This is a genomic window from Erythrobacter sp. S57(2025) (assembly GCF_057365055.1).
The window spans coordinates 23,226-37,738 of the sequence record NZ_CP200299.1 but is presented as its reverse complement, the minus strand read 5'-3'; the positions used below and the strand labels follow the sequence as shown (position 1 = coordinate 37,738).

At 56.3% G+C, this 14,513-nt stretch carries 15 protein-coding genes; 4 read left to right on the top strand and 11 right to left on the bottom strand.

Annotated elements, in window-relative coordinates:
- Nucleotides 1-2 precede the first annotated feature (2 nt).
- Both AC0V6N_RS00200 and nth read left to right on the top strand, forming a co-directional pair.
- Nucleotides 3-1,175, top strand: a complete 1,173-nt coding sequence (locus AC0V6N_RS00200; protein ID WP_486169579.1) for a M48 family metallopeptidase — start codon at nt 3-5, stop codon at nt 1,173-1,175.
- A complete protein-coding gene (gene nth / locus AC0V6N_RS00195; RefSeq protein ID WP_486169578.1) occupies nt 1,172-1,822 on the top strand; it encodes an endonuclease III in 651 nt (216 codons plus the stop codon). Before AC0V6N_RS00200 ends, nth begins: the two co-directional genes overlap by 4 nt.
- Here nth and AC0V6N_RS00190 read toward each other — a convergent pair whose 3' ends face one another.
- The 4 genes from AC0V6N_RS00190 to AC0V6N_RS00175 are packed head-to-tail and all read right to left on the bottom strand — an operon-like array spanning nt 1,823 to nt 5,390.
- Nucleotides 1,823-2,263, bottom strand: coding sequence for a nuclear transport factor 2 family protein (locus AC0V6N_RS00190; protein WP_486169577.1), 441 nt, complete (start codon nt 2,261-2,263; stop codon nt 1,823-1,825).
- Nucleotides 2,253-3,533 carry a dicarboxylate/amino acid:cation symporter gene (locus tag AC0V6N_RS00185; RefSeq protein ID WP_486169576.1) on the bottom strand — a complete coding sequence of 427 codons (1,281 nt, stop codon included), beginning with the start codon at nt 3,531-3,533 and terminating at the stop codon, nt 2,253-2,255. The genes AC0V6N_RS00190 and AC0V6N_RS00185 overlap by 11 nt, the downstream gene beginning before the upstream one ends.
- 7 nt (nt 3,534-3,540) lie before the next feature.
- Nucleotides 3,541-4,695: a succinyl-diaminopimelate desuccinylase gene (gene dapE / locus AC0V6N_RS00180; RefSeq protein WP_486169575.1), complete on the bottom strand. Its 1,155-nt coding sequence runs from the start codon at nt 4,693-4,695 to the stop codon at nt 3,541-3,543.
- Nucleotides 4,696-4,730: 35 nt separating this feature from the next.
- Nucleotides 4,731-5,390: a glutathione S-transferase family protein gene (locus tag AC0V6N_RS00175; protein WP_486169574.1), complete on the bottom strand. Its 660-nt coding sequence runs from the start codon at nt 5,388-5,390 to the stop codon at nt 4,731-4,733.
- A 120-nt stretch (nt 5,391-5,510) separates the two neighbouring features.
- Here AC0V6N_RS00175 and AC0V6N_RS00170 point away from each other — a divergent pair, with 120 nt between their 5' ends.
- A complete protein-coding gene (locus AC0V6N_RS00170) occupies nt 5,511-5,930 on the top strand; it encodes a VOC family protein (RefSeq protein WP_486169573.1) in 420 nt (139 codons plus the stop codon).
- A 24-nt stretch (nt 5,931-5,954) separates the two neighbouring features.
- On the opposite strand, the gene AC0V6N_RS00165 is transcribed toward AC0V6N_RS00170, so the two are convergent.
- The 7 genes from AC0V6N_RS00165 to AC0V6N_RS00135 form a co-directional block, all read right to left on the bottom strand.
- Nucleotides 5,955-8,165: a M3 family metallopeptidase gene (locus AC0V6N_RS00165; protein WP_486169572.1), complete on the bottom strand. Its 2,211-nt coding sequence runs from the start codon at nt 8,163-8,165 to the stop codon at nt 5,955-5,957.
- A gap of 130 nt (nt 8,166-8,295) precedes the next feature.
- Nucleotides 8,296-8,976: a ribosome biogenesis GTP-binding protein YihA/YsxC gene (gene yihA / locus AC0V6N_RS00160; protein WP_486169571.1), complete on the bottom strand. Its 681-nt coding sequence runs from the start codon at nt 8,974-8,976 to the stop codon at nt 8,296-8,298.
- A complete protein-coding gene (gene yidC, locus AC0V6N_RS00155; protein WP_486169570.1) occupies nt 8,973-10,733 on the bottom strand; it encodes a membrane protein insertase YidC in 1,761 nt (586 codons plus the stop codon). The genes yihA and yidC overlap by 4 nt, the downstream gene beginning before the upstream one ends.
- A 67-nt stretch (nt 10,734-10,800) precedes the next feature.
- Nucleotides 10,801-11,010, bottom strand: a complete 210-nt coding sequence (gene yidD, locus AC0V6N_RS00150; RefSeq protein ID WP_486169569.1) for a membrane protein insertion efficiency factor YidD — start codon at nt 11,008-11,010, stop codon at nt 10,801-10,803.
- Nucleotides 11,007-11,396, bottom strand: coding sequence for a ribonuclease P protein component (rnpA, locus tag AC0V6N_RS00145; protein ID WP_486169568.1), 390 nt, complete (start codon nt 11,394-11,396; stop codon nt 11,007-11,009). Before rnpA ends, yidD begins: the two co-directional genes overlap by 4 nt.
- A 125-nt stretch (nt 11,397-11,521) precedes the next feature.
- Nucleotides 11,522-11,656, bottom strand: coding sequence for a 50S ribosomal protein L34 (gene rpmH / locus AC0V6N_RS00140; protein WP_203108478.1), 135 nt, complete (start codon nt 11,654-11,656; stop codon nt 11,522-11,524).
- A gap of 122 nt (nt 11,657-11,778) precedes the next feature.
- Nucleotides 11,779-12,831: a hypothetical protein gene (locus AC0V6N_RS00135; RefSeq protein ID WP_486169567.1), complete on the bottom strand. Its 1,053-nt coding sequence runs from the start codon at nt 12,829-12,831 to the stop codon at nt 11,779-11,781.
- Between the two features lie 158 nt (nt 12,832-12,989).
- Here AC0V6N_RS00135 and AC0V6N_RS00130 point away from each other — a divergent pair, with 158 nt between their 5' ends.
- Nucleotides 12,990-14,486: a YifB family Mg chelatase-like AAA ATPase gene (locus AC0V6N_RS00130; protein ID WP_486169566.1), complete on the top strand. Its 1,497-nt coding sequence runs from the start codon at nt 12,990-12,992 to the stop codon at nt 14,484-14,486.
- The last annotated feature ends 27 nt before the right edge of the window (nt 14,487-14,513 follow it).

Genomic DNA, 14,513 nt, shown 5'->3' with positions numbered 1-14,513 from the left:
CAATGGCAATGGATCCAGCAGCGGCGACGCGTGCTTACATCAACGAACTTGGTCCAGAGGCGCTGGAGCTTTCGCGCGCCTACACGCTTGGCAATCACTGGCTTATCCTCGCAGGTCTTGCCGTATCCGCCCTTATCACGTGGCTGATTATCAAGAGCGGAGTGCTCGACAAAGTCTTCGGATTGCTGAGTGACCGCTGGCAGAACACCCGCGTGTTTTTGGTGGCGTTGGTCTTCAGCCTTGTCAGCGCACTGCTCACCCTACCCTATGCAATCTATGAGGATTGGTGGCGGGAAAGCGCCTATGATCGAACCAGCCAGCCGCTTTCCGACTTTCTTATCCAGGGCAGCATCGGCATTGTCATAAGCACGCTGTTTGGCGCTGTTTTTATGGTTGGGTTGTACTTCCTGCTCCGCCGAGCAGGACGGCTGTGGTGGCTCTGGTCGAGCGGGCTTGTCGCTGGTTTTGCAGCCTTTAGCCTGTTGCTCTCTCCGGCGGTGATAGAGCCACTCTTCAACGAATACACTCCGATCCCTGAAGGCGAAGTGCGCGATGCGGTCCACGCTCTAGGGGCCGAAGCCGGCATTCCAGCGGACCGGATCTACATGTTCGATGGATCGCGCCAGTCGAACAATTTCACGGCCAATGTCTCTGGTATTGGCGGCTCCGCACGCATCGCCATTTCAGATGTGGCAATGTATCAGGCATCGCTGGACGAAGTGAAAGCGGTCACGGGGCATGAGATCGGTCACTATGTGCTCCAGCATGTATGGCGCATGATTGGTGTGATCAGTGTCATGGCGCTTGTGGTGTTTTTCCTAACAGACAAAACCTATGCCTGGTTCGCGCGCAAATTTGGCAGTGACGCTCCGCTCGCTGACGTACGCGGGATCGCTGTGTTCACTTTCACCATCGGCCTCTATTTCACCCTTGCCCAGCCGCTGCTCAATGGGATCGTGCGCGTGGGAGAACGGGAGGCGGATCAATATTCGCTTGAGACCGTGAACCTGCCCGATGCTCTGGCGGGCGCTTTGATTAAGACCGCAGAATATCGCTATCCGCTCGCAGGGCCGATTGAAGAGACGATTTTCTACACCCACCCCACGGTCGAAAACCGTGTTCGCAATGCGATGGAGTGGAAAGCGGCGAATCCTCAGGCTGAGCCACAAGAATGACGAAAGACCAGATTTTCGAATTCTTCCGCCGTTTGGCTGAGGGCAATCCTGAACCTGAGACTGAGCTGGAATATGGCAATGCCTATCAGTTGGTCGTGGCCGTTGCCCTGTCCGCGCAGGCAACCGACGTGGGCGTGAACAAGGCCACGCGGGCGCTGTTCGCGAAGGTGACAACGCCGCAGCAAATGCTCGATCTGGGACTTGAGGGGCTGATCGATCACATCAAGACGATTGGCCTGTTCAATTCCAAGGCGAAGAACGTGATCGCACTCTCGCGGCTTCTGATCGACGAATATGGCGGAGAGGTTCCCGCCACGCGCGAGGACTTGGTGCGCCTACCCGGTGTGGGCCGCAAGACTGCGAATGTCGTGCTCAATTGCTGGTTCAAACAAGAGACCTTCGCAGTCGACACGCATATCCTTCGCGTCGGCAATCGCACAGGGCTCGCGAAGGGCAAAACACCCGAAGCGGTCGAGGCAAAACTGGAAAAGCGTGTGCCCCAGCCTTTCCGCCTGCACGCGCATCACTGGCTGATCCTGCATGGCCGCTATGTGTGCAAAGCGCGGACGCCCGAATGCTGGCAGTGCAGCCAAGTGGATCTGTGCAGCTTCAGGAAGAAGGTGCTGGAGAAGCCGAAGGGGCGGTAGTCACCGCGTCGCTGGGTAGTACCAAACGCGTCGGACAAGATTATCCTCAATCTCATAAACCGCCAAAGCAGACTGCTCTTGTGGTTCCCCGCTGGTGTTTTTCCATCTCGCAATCTCACGCACCGAGACGAACCTTCCGTCGATGACCACTTCACCGAGCTCGCTCGTTGTTGCTGATGGTGATGCAATGTAATCTTGCATTTGTGCAGCAAGATCGACCTTGCCATTGGCGAAAATAGTGACCGTCTCACCATCGATGCTCAGCCACTGCACGTCGACATGCATCAGCGCCATCATCGCTTCCAAGTCACGCTCGTTATAGGCATCTACATATGCTGAGACGACCTGAGCATGAGGCGTTGGCGAAGTTCTTTCGTCATGCGCTAATGCGGGAAGCGGCAACAGCAGTAAGATGCCAGCGAGAAGCGATCTAAACATCATCTGCCGAGATCATCTCTGCCTTGTCGATCTCACCCGTCAGGCTAGCAACCGTGGTCGCGACCGCCGCGTCACCTGAGACATTGGTGGTCGTACGCATCATGTCCATGATCCGGTCGATCCCGGCAACAAGAGCAATGGTTTCCAGCGGTACACCGACAGCGCCGAAGACGAGAGCCATCATAATCAGGCCTGCGCCAGGGATGCCCGCCGCGCCGATAGCTCCAACGGTGCCGAGAAGCGCGATTAGGAAGTAATCGCCCCAGCTCAAGTCCACGCCAAAAATCTGAGCACCGAACAAGGTTGCGAGGCCGAGATACATCGCGGTGCCGTTCATATTCACTGTCGCGCCCAGCGAAATCACGAAGCTTGCAACCGGCTTACTAATGCCCAGATTGCGCTCGGCGCAGCGCAGAGTAACAGGCAACGTCGCGTTCGAGCTCGCGGTCGAGTAGCTAACTGCAATAGCGTCTATTATACCACGGAAGAAGTCGATGACAGGTAGCTTTGCGATCAGCTTGATCATCGCGGAATACACCACACCGATAATGAGCAAGCAGCCGATATAGTTGAGCGCGACAAGTTTACCCAACGCCGCCAGTGCATCAAGCCCGAGTGTGCCCGCCACCCACGCCATGAGTGCAAAGACGCCAAAAGGCGTCAGCTCCATCACGATCATTGTTACCTTTTGCATGACAACACTGCCGCTTTCGAAGACAGAAAGAACAGGTTTCCCCTCTTCCTTCGCCATGAGAATACCAATGCCGATTAACAGGGAGAACACGATCAGGGGCAGCACATTAACGTCAGCCATGACCTGCACAGGACTGCTTGGGATCGCATTGAGCAGTGTTTCGCGCCAATCCATCGGATCAGGATCTGGCAAATCTCCCATCTGGATGGTCGACGTGTCGACACCAGAACCGGGCTGAATAAACGTGCCAAGCGCTAGGCCAAGCCAGACCGCGATCTGACCGCTCACTACAAACAGCAAGAGCGCCCGCCATCCAATGCTTCCGAGCTTTCTTAAGTCCCCGATTGCAGCAACACCCGCAACGAGGCTGAAGAAAATCAACGGCACGACCAGCATCTTGATAAAGGCAATAAAGACGTCGCCTATGATCTTGATATCTTCTGGTTCAAACGTGGCATTACCCAAGAAAGGCCCAAAAGTGATGCCGCCGGATTGTCCCCAAGGGTAACCAATAGCGATGCCCAGAATGAGCGCGCCGATAACCCGCTGCCAAAGCGGAATTGCAAACCATGCCTTCATGGGAAAACTACGCCTCTTCTTTTGTCGTAAGTGCGAGCGCACCCAGCGCTGCGCGGGTATAGATCCGGGTTAGCGTATCTAAGTCGGGGATGGCCACCGCCTCATCACGCTTGTGCATGGTGGCGTTACACAGGCCGAACTCGATCACCGGGCACACTGCGCGCAGGAACCGGGCATCGGACGTGCCGCCTGTGGTCGACTGCTCTGGCTTGACGCCTGTCTCCGCTTCAATCGCCTCTGCTAACATGTTCGAAAACGCGCCCGGCTCCGTCAGAAACGGCTCGCCAGAGATGATCGGCAATGCGCTCCCGCCATGGTTTTCTGCAATCGAGGCCACACGCTCTGACAGGCTCGCGCCCGAATGCAGGTCATTAAAGCGGATTGAGATACGCGCCTTGGCCTGTTGTGGGATGACATTGTGGGCCTTGTTGCCCACTTCCATATCGGTGATTTCGAGGTTTGATGGCTGGAACCAGTCAGTGCCAGTATCGAGCACCAGCGAATCTAACTCAGCCAGCATCGCCACCAGTTTCGGGATCGGATTGTCGGCGAGATGCGGATAGGCAACGTGGCCTTGGTTGCCTTCAACCGTCAACCAGATATTGACCGAGCCGCGTCGCCCGATTTTCATCATATCTCCCAATAGGTTAACGCTCGTTGGTTCTCCTACAAGGCATAGATCGGGTTTGATCCCCTGCGTATGCATATAGTCAATAAGCGCGCGCGTACCGTGCAGCGCTGGACCCTCTTCATCGCCAGTAATGATGAAGCTGATCGTGCCCGCCTCTTGCGGAACATCCTCAACCGCTGCCAACATGCAGGCGATCGCGCTTTTCATATCAACCGCGCCGCGCCCGTACAGCAGCTCGCCATGCTCGGTCGGTTCAAATGGATCAAACGCCCAGCCATCGCCCGGCGGAACCACATCAAGGTGCCCTGCAAAGGCGAGATGCTTGGATCCTTCTGGCCCGCGCCGAATTGCGAACAAATTCTCGACCGGCGCTTCGTCAGTGCCTTCTTCGCCCTCGCCGCGCTGGAACCGGTGGATGTCAAAGCCTAATGGCTTCAGCATCGCCTCCATTTCATCGAAGACCGGGCCGGTGGCGGGGGTTACGCTGGGCTGCGCAATCAAGCGCTTAGCGTAGTCAAAGGCGTTGCTCATTCGAGGCAACCTAGCAGACAAAGCCTCAGGGGCAATCAGCCAACCGTGTCATATTGTTCGATCACCCATTGCTCCTCTTCAGAAGCGGCGATCCATTCGGCCATCCAAGCATGCTCCCATACCGCCTGCATATAGCTTTGCGCAAAGCCGGGCACGCCTATGCCATAGGTGGTGAAGCGTGAGACGATGGGCGCATAAAAGATATCCGCTGCGCCAAAAGTGCCAAACAGAAACGGGCCAGCCGAACCATGGCGCGCACGCGCTTCTGCCCATAGGCCAAGGATACGCACGATATCTGCACGGGTCTGGTCGGAGACATTTTGCAATGGCACGCGCCTGCGCACATTCATCGGCATTTCCTGACGCAGGGCGGAGTAAGACGAGTGCATTTCCGCCACCATCGCGCGAGCCATCCCGCGAGCAGCCTCATCCTTGGGCCAAAAGCGATCACGGCCAACTTTGTCAGCGAGGTACTCCATAATGGCGAGACTGTCCCAGATGACATTGTCGCCGTCCCACAGGATCGGCACTTTGCCAGATGAAGGCTGGAACTCATCCTCAGCCTTGCGCGCCTCCCATTGCTCTCCCATCATCGGCACAGTGATTTCTTCAAAACTTAGCCCCGATTGCTTGGCCGCAAGCCAGCCGCGAAGCGACCAGCTGGAGTAATTCTTGTTACCGATGATAAGCTTCATGCGCGTATTCCACCTTTAGCGCTGACGGGATTGTTGCCAGTGTCGTAGTTATTCAGTGTTTCGCTGTCGAGACTGAACGGGTTACGATTGAGTATCAAAGCGTATCAAAAGTGATTCTGTATGAGCCTGCCGCCCTTCCACCTGGCCTTTCCAGTCGATGACCTAGCCGCAGCGCGCGCATTTTACGGCGGGTTGCTTGGGTGCCGAGAGGGGCGGAGCTCGAAGGACTGGATCGACTTTGATTTTCACGGCCACCAGATCGTAGCCCATCTTGCGCCCGCACAATCGGTTGACCGGGCAAGCAGCCATGTCGATGGACACGGCGTCCCTGTCCCACATTTTGGTTTGGTTCTTGAAATGGACGCGTGGGAGGCGCTGGCTGATAAGCTGCGCGCTGCCGGCACCGATTTTGTGATCGACCCCAATGTGCGTTTTCGCGGAGAACCGGGTGAACAGGCAACGATGTTTTTGCGTGACCCGTCCGGCAATGCGCTGGAGTTCAAAGCATTTGCGGAAAAGGGGCAGCTGTTCGCCAAATAGGCGAAAGCCGCCCCCTCAATTCCCTTACTCGCCTGTAAGCCCGCGCGCTTCCAGCATGGGCTGAACATCAGGCTGGCGCCCAGCGAAGGTCTGGAACATGTCGAAATAGTCCATCGTTCCGCCACGGCTTAGCACGGTGTCGCGGTAATGCTGACCATTGGCGCGGGTAAGACCACCATTTTCGATGAACCATTTACGGCTGTCGCGGTCGAGCATCTCAGTCCACAAATAGCTGTAATAGCCCGCCGAGTAGCCTGCGGGGCTGCTGAAAATGTGGTTGAAATAGGTGCTGCGATAGCGCGGCGGAACCAGATCAATTTCCAGCCCCAGATCGGTCAGCGACTTGCGCTCAAAAGCATCGACCGCTTCGGGGTTGCCTACGAGCGCGCGCGCCTCGTCCGGTGTCAGCGCGTGCCATTTCATGTCCAGCAGAGCCGCCTCAACGACTTCGCCAAAGTCATAACCTTGGTTGAATTTTGCCGCCGCCTCGATCTTTTCGATCATCTCAGCAGGGATCGTTTCTCCGGTCTCATAATGCTTGGCATAGTTGGAAAGGACCGATGGCCAAGTCGCCCACATTTCGTGAACCTGGCTTGGATATTCAACAAAATCGCGCGCGGTTGCTGTCCCGGAAATGCTCTCATACTTCTGGTCAGCAAACATACCGTGCACGGCATGACCAAATTCGTGGAAAGCAGTGTTGACCCAATCGAAGCTGACAAGCTGCACTTCGCCCTCAGGCGCTTTAGGTACATTGAGTACGTTGTAGATCACTGGTTTGTTGCCCGTGAGATAGCTTTGGTCAACAAAGTTGCTCATCCATGCGCCGCCGCGTTTGGAAGGGCGCTGGAACGGGTCGAAATAGAACAAGCCGAGTTCTGAACCGTCCTCTTCAAACACGGTGTAGACCCACACGTCTGGATGATAGACAGGCAGATCAGTACGGCGTTCAAAGGTGATGCCATACAGCTCTGTCGCCATGTGGAAGATGCCGTCTTCGAGCACTTTGTCGAGCTGGAAATATTCCATCACCGCGTCTTCATCCAGATCGTATTGTTCTGCCTTGATCTTATTGGCGTAACGATACCAATCCCATGGCTGGACACTGAAATCACCACCATCAGCACGGATCGCCTCGTTCAGCATTTCCGCTTCACGGCGTTGGGTCGCGGCAAGTGCCGGGACCATTTGCTCCATGAAATCGAGCGCAGTCTTGGGTTCTTTCGCCATGCGATCATACATGGTGTAGCTCGCCCAATCAGGCTTACCGAAAAGAGCCGCTTTTTCAGCACGCAAAAGCGCAATGCGCGCGATCAGGTCGCGTGTATCGACACCGCGCTTACCATCAGCGCGATCATGGCTCAGCTTGAACAAGGCTTCACGCGTCGCACGGTTTTCGAGCACCGGCAAAAGCGGCTGCTGTGTCGTGTTTTGCAGCGCAATCGCAAATTTTCCGGGGTGCCCCTTTTCTGCGGCAAAGTCAGCCGCAGCCTGAATGTCTGCATCCGACATACCTGCGAGCTCTTCGCGCGTGTCGACGATCAGCGGCTGATCCGCCATCGCATCGCGCGCCAACTGGCCAAATTCTGTAGTGAGGGTCGACAATTGAGTGTTGATCGCCTTGACCTGCTCACGCTCGGTCTCGCTCAATAGAGCGCCTGCCTGAACCATGCCTTCGTAGGTGTTCTCAAGCAGTTTGGTGTCTTCGATATCGAGGTTCAGCGAGGCGCGCATATCGTATACCGCTTTCACCCGTTCAAACAGAGCCGGGTTCAAGGTGATGCTATCGCCATGTGCTGAGAGACGCGGGCTGATTTCGGTGTTGATCGCATCCAGACCATCAGTCGTATTGGTACCTGTGAGCTGGAAGAAGATACGCGCAACCCGGCCAAGCACTGCGCCAGAGGTTTCAAGCGCTACGATCGTGTTGTCAAAAGTTGGCGCTGCCGGATTGTCGATGATCGCCTGCACTTCAGCGGCCTGAATCGTCATGCCTTGCTCAAATGCGGGCAGATAATCGCTCTCGCTGATCTTAGTGAAGTCAGGCGCGTGGAACGGCAAATCGCTGTCTTTCGCAAAGTATCCGGTCGCCTCTGGGATGGCGGGAGAATACTCAGCGGTGTCTGCGTCAGAGATCGTGTTCACATCGCCTCCTTGCGAATAGGGTGAGCAGCTGGCGAGCAATGCCGCAGCAGATACAGTGGTAAAGAACGGGAGGAGTTTTTGAGTGGTCATTTCAAGTGGTCGCTTTCTGTCTTCTCAAAGCGCGAGGAGTGTCATCGCAAAATGGAATGCGACGACATATTGCTGACGGGGTTTGAACAGGGGATTGCCGGGATTGCAAGCCTTCTCCGACAGACGCATTCTACCAGGGAGCGTTCTCACCCAATGCATCGGCCACCACCGCGGCTCGCAAAGCCTCAATCCCCATACCTTTTTCACTGCTGGTGAGGTGCAATTCGGGGAAGGCGGCGGGGTGCTTGCGCGCTTCTTCAGCCACTTTATTGGCTACGCTTTCTAGCGCTGATGCTTTGATCTTGTCCGTTTTGGTAAGAACGATGCGATAGCCAACGGCGGCTTCATCGAGCATCGTCATCATTTCCCGGTCAACGTCTTTGAGACCATGACGGCTATCGACCAGCACCAGATTGCGTGCGAGAACCTGGCGACCGCGAAGGTAGCTCTTGACCAGCTTTTTCCAGCGCTCAACAACCTTTACAGGCGCCTTGGCAAAGCCATAGCCAGGCATATCGACCAATCGGAATTGCAACGGATCGCCCACTTCGAAAAAGTTCAGCTCTTGCGTACGGCCCGGCGTCACCGAAGCGCGTGCAATCGCTCGACGGCCCGTAAGCGCGTTCAAGAGCGAGCTCTTGCCCACATTGCTGCGCCCGCAAAAGGCGATCTCTGGCACGGTCGGTTCTGGTAGAAACTTCAGTTGCGGAGCGGACAGCAGAAAATCGACCCGGCCAGAGAATAGGCGGGAGGCGACTTTTTCGCGGCGCAATTGCTCGCGCTCATCTTCAGGAGTTACGCCAGCGTTCAAGCTTTGCTCTTTTCCGCTTCTTCGCGCGCTTTCTCTCTGGCTTTGTCAGCCTTTTCCTTTTCCGCCGCTGCTTTCAGCTGCGGGTGCTTGGAATAGAGATAGCTCTGCTGCGCGAGCGTAAGCAGGTTTGAAGTTACCCAGTACAGCAGCAGGCCAGCTGCAAACGGTGCCATCACAAACATCAAGATCCACGGCATCAGATTGAAAACCTGCTGCTGCACAGGATCCATCGCGCTTGGGTTCAGCTTAAACGTCAGCCACATCGTCACGCCCAGCAGAATTGCCAGGATACCAATGCCCAGAAAGCTCGGCGGATCAAATGGCAACAGACCAAACAGGTTCAGGATTTTCGCCGGGTCGGGCGAGGCAAGGTCCGCAATATAGAGGAACGGTTCGTGCCGCATCTCAATCGCGAGGATCAGAACCTTATACAGCGCGAAGAAGATCGGGATCTGGATGATCAAAGGCAAACAGCCTGCAAGCGGATTGACCTTCTCCTCTTTATACAGCTCCATGATCTTTTGCTGTTGTTGTTGCTTATCGTCTTTGTAGCGTTCCTGGATCGCCTTCATCTTCGGCTGGACCGCCTTCATGGCCGCCATTGAAGCAAACTGCTTTTGAGCAATCGGGAACATGAAACCGCGAATAATCACGGTCAAAAGGATGATTGCGACACCGAAGTTTCCAACGAGGCCGTTTAGCGTGCGAAGGAGCCACAAGAGCGGCTTCTCAAACCACTCAAACCACCCCCAACTGATCGCCTTGCCGAAATAGGTGACACCTGCCTCTTCGTACTGGTCGAGGATGACGCTTTCCTTGGCCCCTGCATAAAGCTGCGTGGTTTCAGTCAGTGTTCCGCCCGCAGGCACAGTTGCGGTTTCATAGATGAGGTCTGCGCGAAACAGACTGTCGCCGAGCGAACGCCAGCCCACACTATCAGTCTCACCACCGCTTGGGATAAGCGCGCTGGCCCAGTAGTTATCGGTAAACCCCAACCATGAAGCGACACCCGCAGGCGCATCGCGCCCGAGCTCAGCCAACTCGGCATAGGAATTGGGATCATAAAGCGATCCGCCAAAAACGCCCGTAGGTCCAGCGTGAGCGATGAACTGATCTGGTGTCGCATTCTCGCTGGTTCGCTTGATCAGGGCAAATGGTTGAATGATCACCGCAGTCTCAGACGCATTCTCAACCGTTTGCTCAGCTGCGATCATGTAGTTTTCATCAATCGACAATTTGATGCGATAGGAGATGCCAGCTTCATCAGTTCGCGACAGCGTGACAGGGCTTGCTGGGGTCAGCTTTTCGCCATCCGCTTCCCACACAGCGCTGCTGGGCACGCGCTCCCCGCCAATAACAAAGCCAAACTCGGCAAAGTGCTGGTCATCGGTGTCTTCTGGAGCGAACAACCGGACAGGCTGCGAACCGTCATCCAGTGTCTCGTCATAATCCTTAAGGACGATATCATCGATGCGCGCGCCAACCAAATTAATCGAACCAGCGACGCGGGGCGCATCAATCTCGATGCGTGTTTCGCTCGCAAGCTCAGTGTTCAAGTCAACAGGACCCGTTGATGGAGTGCCGCCACCAATATCACTCGACGGGCTCGCCTGGCCTTCTGTGGAAGCTGCCGCGACCGTTTCTTCCGGCGCAGGTGTGTTCCGATCAGGGTAGAAGTAATTGAGGCCGATTTCCCAGCTCACAAAAAGCAAGCCGGAAAGCAAAACGGCGAGCAGGAGATTACGCTGATTGTCCAAGATAGTGCCCTAAACTAGTCGATCCGAAGTGTATTATGTGGGTGCTACAGCAGCCATTTCCAGTCCTTTACGGAACTGGGTCATGGCCACAGCCTCCCCATGGATGGCAGCGCCCTATACGCTTTAGCGCGAGCCATCCACCCTTGAACGCGCCATATTTAGTGAGCGCCTCAATTGCGTACTGGCTGCAAGAGGGGGAATAGCGGCACGTTGGCGGGATGATCCGAGACGGGCCAAGCTGCCAACCGCGCGCGATCCAGATTAATATGTACTTCATTTGCGGGTGCCGTGCATGCGATTCCCGCGCTTGGGTCGGCGTCCTCTGGCAAGGTCGCTCTTTCCTTCGCGCGCCCTCACGAGCGCTTTTTCCAATTCCTCACCCATAAGTGCGAAATCGCGCTCAACACCGCCAGCACGTCCAATGAGCACATGATCGTGGTCTGACAAGCCAAGTTCAGGTAAAGCCGCCCGCAAAAGCTCACGAAAACGGCGCTTCATGCGATTGCGAACCACCGCATTGCCGATTTTTTTGGTGACGGTAATGCCATAGCGCATGCCCTCCCCATCATTGGCGCGCGTCAGCAGTACAAAACCGGGCCGCGCATTGCGGAGCCCTTTGTTTGCCGCGAGAAAATCAGCGCGCTTGGTTAGGGTGTGAATCATTATACGCCAGATACGCGAAACGGGCCCCCAAGGGGAGCCCGCAAGGCCAAACGGCCATCGGCAACGATGCGACATTCAAGTCGCATAGATCAGGAGATCGCAGCGCAGATGCGCTGCGACAACCATTAAGCGCAAAGGCTCTTACGGCCGCGCTTACGACGTGCGCGAAGCACCTTACGACCGCCCGGAGTCGCTTTGCGCGCAAAGAAACCGTGCCGACGGGCACGTACGAGATTGCTGGGCTGAAAAGTCCGCTTCATAATATCCTCAAATCGCTTGGTGGACGCTGCCACCTGATTGTCAGGGGCGTCGCCTTTCGCTTCGACCACCACAAAGAGCAGTCAGAACAGGCGCGCGCAACTATGGGAAAGTCAGCTGTGAGTCAAGGCGCATAGCGGCGCGAAAGATCAAGCTGCACCAAGGAAATCCCACTCAAATCGCGGTAGTCGAGCGCTGGATCTGCAATCAACACCAGAGGTAGATCAATCTCTACTTGTTCAAGAGCGATCACCGGGGTTTGCGATTCGACCAAAGCATTCACCGCTGCATCAGCTTCGTATGTGACCGAAACGCTATCAGCAAACGTCATACGCGAAGCCGGACTGCGCCACTCTTGCAACCACGGTCGCATATCAGAAGCGTCGAGCCACAAAGCGCTGTGATGAGGGACTGAGTTGGTCATCGCATAAAAGTCGCGCGCCTGAGCCTCGGTCATGCCCATCTCAATGTAGTAGTCGAGATACAGGCGGTGGGCAGGATGATTGGCGTCAAAATCGTCAGCTTCGCGGCCATGATTGTCGAGCCAAGAATGCACGGCGAATTGGGCACCCTCTTCCAAAGTCCGTGTGGCGCCTGCGAGAAAAAGCTCAACCGCGCCCGAACGGACGGAGCCGCCATTTGGAACATGGGTGGCAATCCCGGCATCACGGATACGGCGACCTACGGCGAGGTTTGCAATGTCGTTGCTGGTGCCTGGAGCCTCGATCATTTCCAGCCGTTCAATCGCAGGGAAGTCGCGCAGCATTGCGTCAAAGTAGGCAGGCGATGACGTGTCAGTCGACCCGACCATGGCAGCTTGTGTCGCACTTCTCACGACGAACGGGCCATATTGCGCAATCACCGCCGCCTGATCGCGCGATGCTACTGGCTGCGCAAAACGCGCTGCTGCACGCGGTGTTGCTTGAGGCGCTGCCACTTGGACACCGTTCACATAATATGTGCTGTAGGTCGAAACTCGCTCTTGAGTAGTGGTTGCACTCACTGCGTCCTCTGCGACGCGCACCCATTGGCCGCTAGCAGGATCCCATTCTTCAACCCAGCTTTCAGTCGCGACAGTACGATAGCTGCCTGAGGTCTGCCCCATATCCTGAGCGTAAGCGACGGTTCCAAGCGAAAGCATTTGAAGACCGGCGAAGAGTGTGGCGATGCGTTTCATGCCACTTTAGATACGCAGCCACCCCTTCAAGAACTGACAAGGTTTATACTTGCGAAGTTATTGCGTAGCCGTGCTTAAGTACTCGACAAGGCTATGTTAACCATGCAGTAAAGCGACCCACGGATTTCTGCCATTCTTGGCGCTAGGAGAATTTCGACTTGGTAGCGCTTATCAGGACTGTTGCTTATTTGGGCCTTGAGGCGCGGCAGGTCGAAGTTCAATGTCAGGTGGCCTCAGGTCTGCCCCGATTTGCGATCGTTGGCCTGCCAGACAAAGCGGTGAGCGAGAGCCGGGAACGTGTGCAAGCAGCGCTCTCTGCGATGGGTCTAGCGCTGCCGCCAAAGCGCATAACCATTAACTTATCGCCTGCAGACTTACCCAAAGACGGCTCGCACTATGACCTTCCTATCGCACTAGCGCTACTGGCGGCGATGGGCGTGACGGACGCTGAACAATTGGGCGACTGGATCGCGGTGGGGGAGCTATCGCTCGATGGCCGTGTGGTTGCCTCACCCGGCGTGCTGATCGCCGCCCTTCACGCGAGCAGTCAGGATGCGGGACTGATCTGTCCTGCCACCCAGGGCTCTGAAGCCAAATGGGCAAGCGGCGTACCGGTGCTGGCCCCGAAAGATCTATCCTCTCTCCTCGCCCATCTTAAGGGCACGCAAACATTGGATCCGCCTGTCAGAGGCGAAGTGACCGAAAAACCGGCCGTTTCTGACTTGAAGCAAGTGAAGGGTCAGGAGAACGCAAAACGCGCATTGGAAATCGCCGCAGCAGGCGGGCACAATTTGTTGATGGTGGGGCCGCCGGGGTCGGGCAAAAGCCTACTAGCAAGCTGCCTGCCCGGCATTCTGCCTGAACTCACGCCTGCAGAAGCGCTCGAAGTGTCCATGGTGCAATCGGTTGCGGGGTTGCTCGATGCAGGTCAGATCAGCCGCGCAAGACCGTTTCGTGCGCCGCATCATTCTGCGAGCATGGCTGCACTGACAGGTGGCGGTCTTAAAGTGAAGCCGGGCGAAATCAGCCTCGCGCATTTGGGCGTGCTGTTCCTTGACGAGCTTCCAGAATTTCAACGCCCCGTTCTCGACTCGCTCAGGCAACCTCTGGAAACCGGCCAAGTGGATGTTGCGCGCGCCAATGCGCATGTGACCTTCCCCGCACAGGTTCAGCTGATCGCCGCCATGAACCCGTGCCGATGCGGATATGCAGGTGATCCCCATCAAGGATGCTCGCGCCATCCGCGCTGTTTGGGTGAGTATCAGGGCAGATTATCTGGCCCGCTGCTCGACAGGATAGATTGCCATGTCGAAGTCGGTGCGGTGAGCGCAATGGATATGGCACTTCCGCCGCCTGCAGAAGGAAGCGCAGAGGTCGCCGCCCGCGTTGCCGCCGCTCGGCAAGCCGCAGTTGAGCGCGGGGTCCGATCCAATGCCGAGCTAGAGGGCGAGTTGTTAGAGACGCATGCTAATCCAGACGATGAGGGTCGAGCCTTGTTGATGCGCGCAGCCGAAAAACTGCGCTTGTCCGCACGAAGCTACACCAGAATGCTCCGCGTCGCGCGAACCATCGCCGATCTGGCAAGCGTTCACCGGGTAAGCCGCATGCATATTGCAGAAGCGCTAAGTTATCGTCAGTCGGTGGGATTGCGCTAATCGCGCTTGCCGGTAAACCGTGCGCCC

Coding starts and splice junctions, on each gene's coding strand:
- AC0V6N_RS00165 (WP_486169572.1), bottom strand. CDS start 8,165: ATGACCACTCAAAAACTCCTCCCGTTCTTTACCACTGTATCTGCTGCG.
- rnpA (WP_486169568.1), bottom strand. CDS start 11,396: ATGATTCACACCCTAACCAAGCGCGCTGATTTTCTCGCGGCAAACAAA.
- AC0V6N_RS00185 (WP_486169576.1), bottom strand. CDS start 3,533: ATGAAGGCATGGTTTGCAATTCCGCTTTGGCAGCGGGTTATCGGCGCG.
- AC0V6N_RS00135 (WP_486169567.1), bottom strand. CDS start 12,831: ATGAAACGCATCGCCACACTCTTCGCCGGTCTTCAAATGCTTTCGCTT.
- AC0V6N_RS00190 (WP_486169577.1), bottom strand. CDS start 2,263: ATGATGTTTAGATCGCTTCTCGCTGGCATCTTACTGCTGTTGCCGCTT.
- nth (WP_486169578.1), top strand. CDS start 1,172: ATGACGAAAGACCAGATTTTCGAATTCTTCCGCCGTTTGGCTGAGGGC.
- AC0V6N_RS00175 (WP_486169574.1), bottom strand. CDS start 5,390: ATGAAGCTTATCATCGGTAACAAGAATTACTCCAGCTGGTCGCTTCGC.
- yidD (WP_486169569.1), bottom strand. CDS start 11,010: ATGAAGTACATATTAATCTGGATCGCGCGCGGTTGGCAGCTTGGCCCG.
- dapE (WP_486169575.1), bottom strand. CDS start 4,695: ATGAGCAACGCCTTTGACTACGCTAAGCGCTTGATTGCGCAGCCCAGC.
- AC0V6N_RS00170 (WP_486169573.1), top strand. CDS start 5,511: ATGAGCCTGCCGCCCTTCCACCTGGCCTTTCCAGTCGATGACCTAGCC.
- rpmH (WP_203108478.1), bottom strand. CDS start 11,656: ATGAAGCGGACTTTTCAGCCCAGCAATCTCGTACGTGCCCGTCGGCAC.
- AC0V6N_RS00200 (WP_486169579.1), top strand. CDS start 3: ATGGCAATGGATCCAGCAGCGGCGACGCGTGCTTACATCAACGAACTT.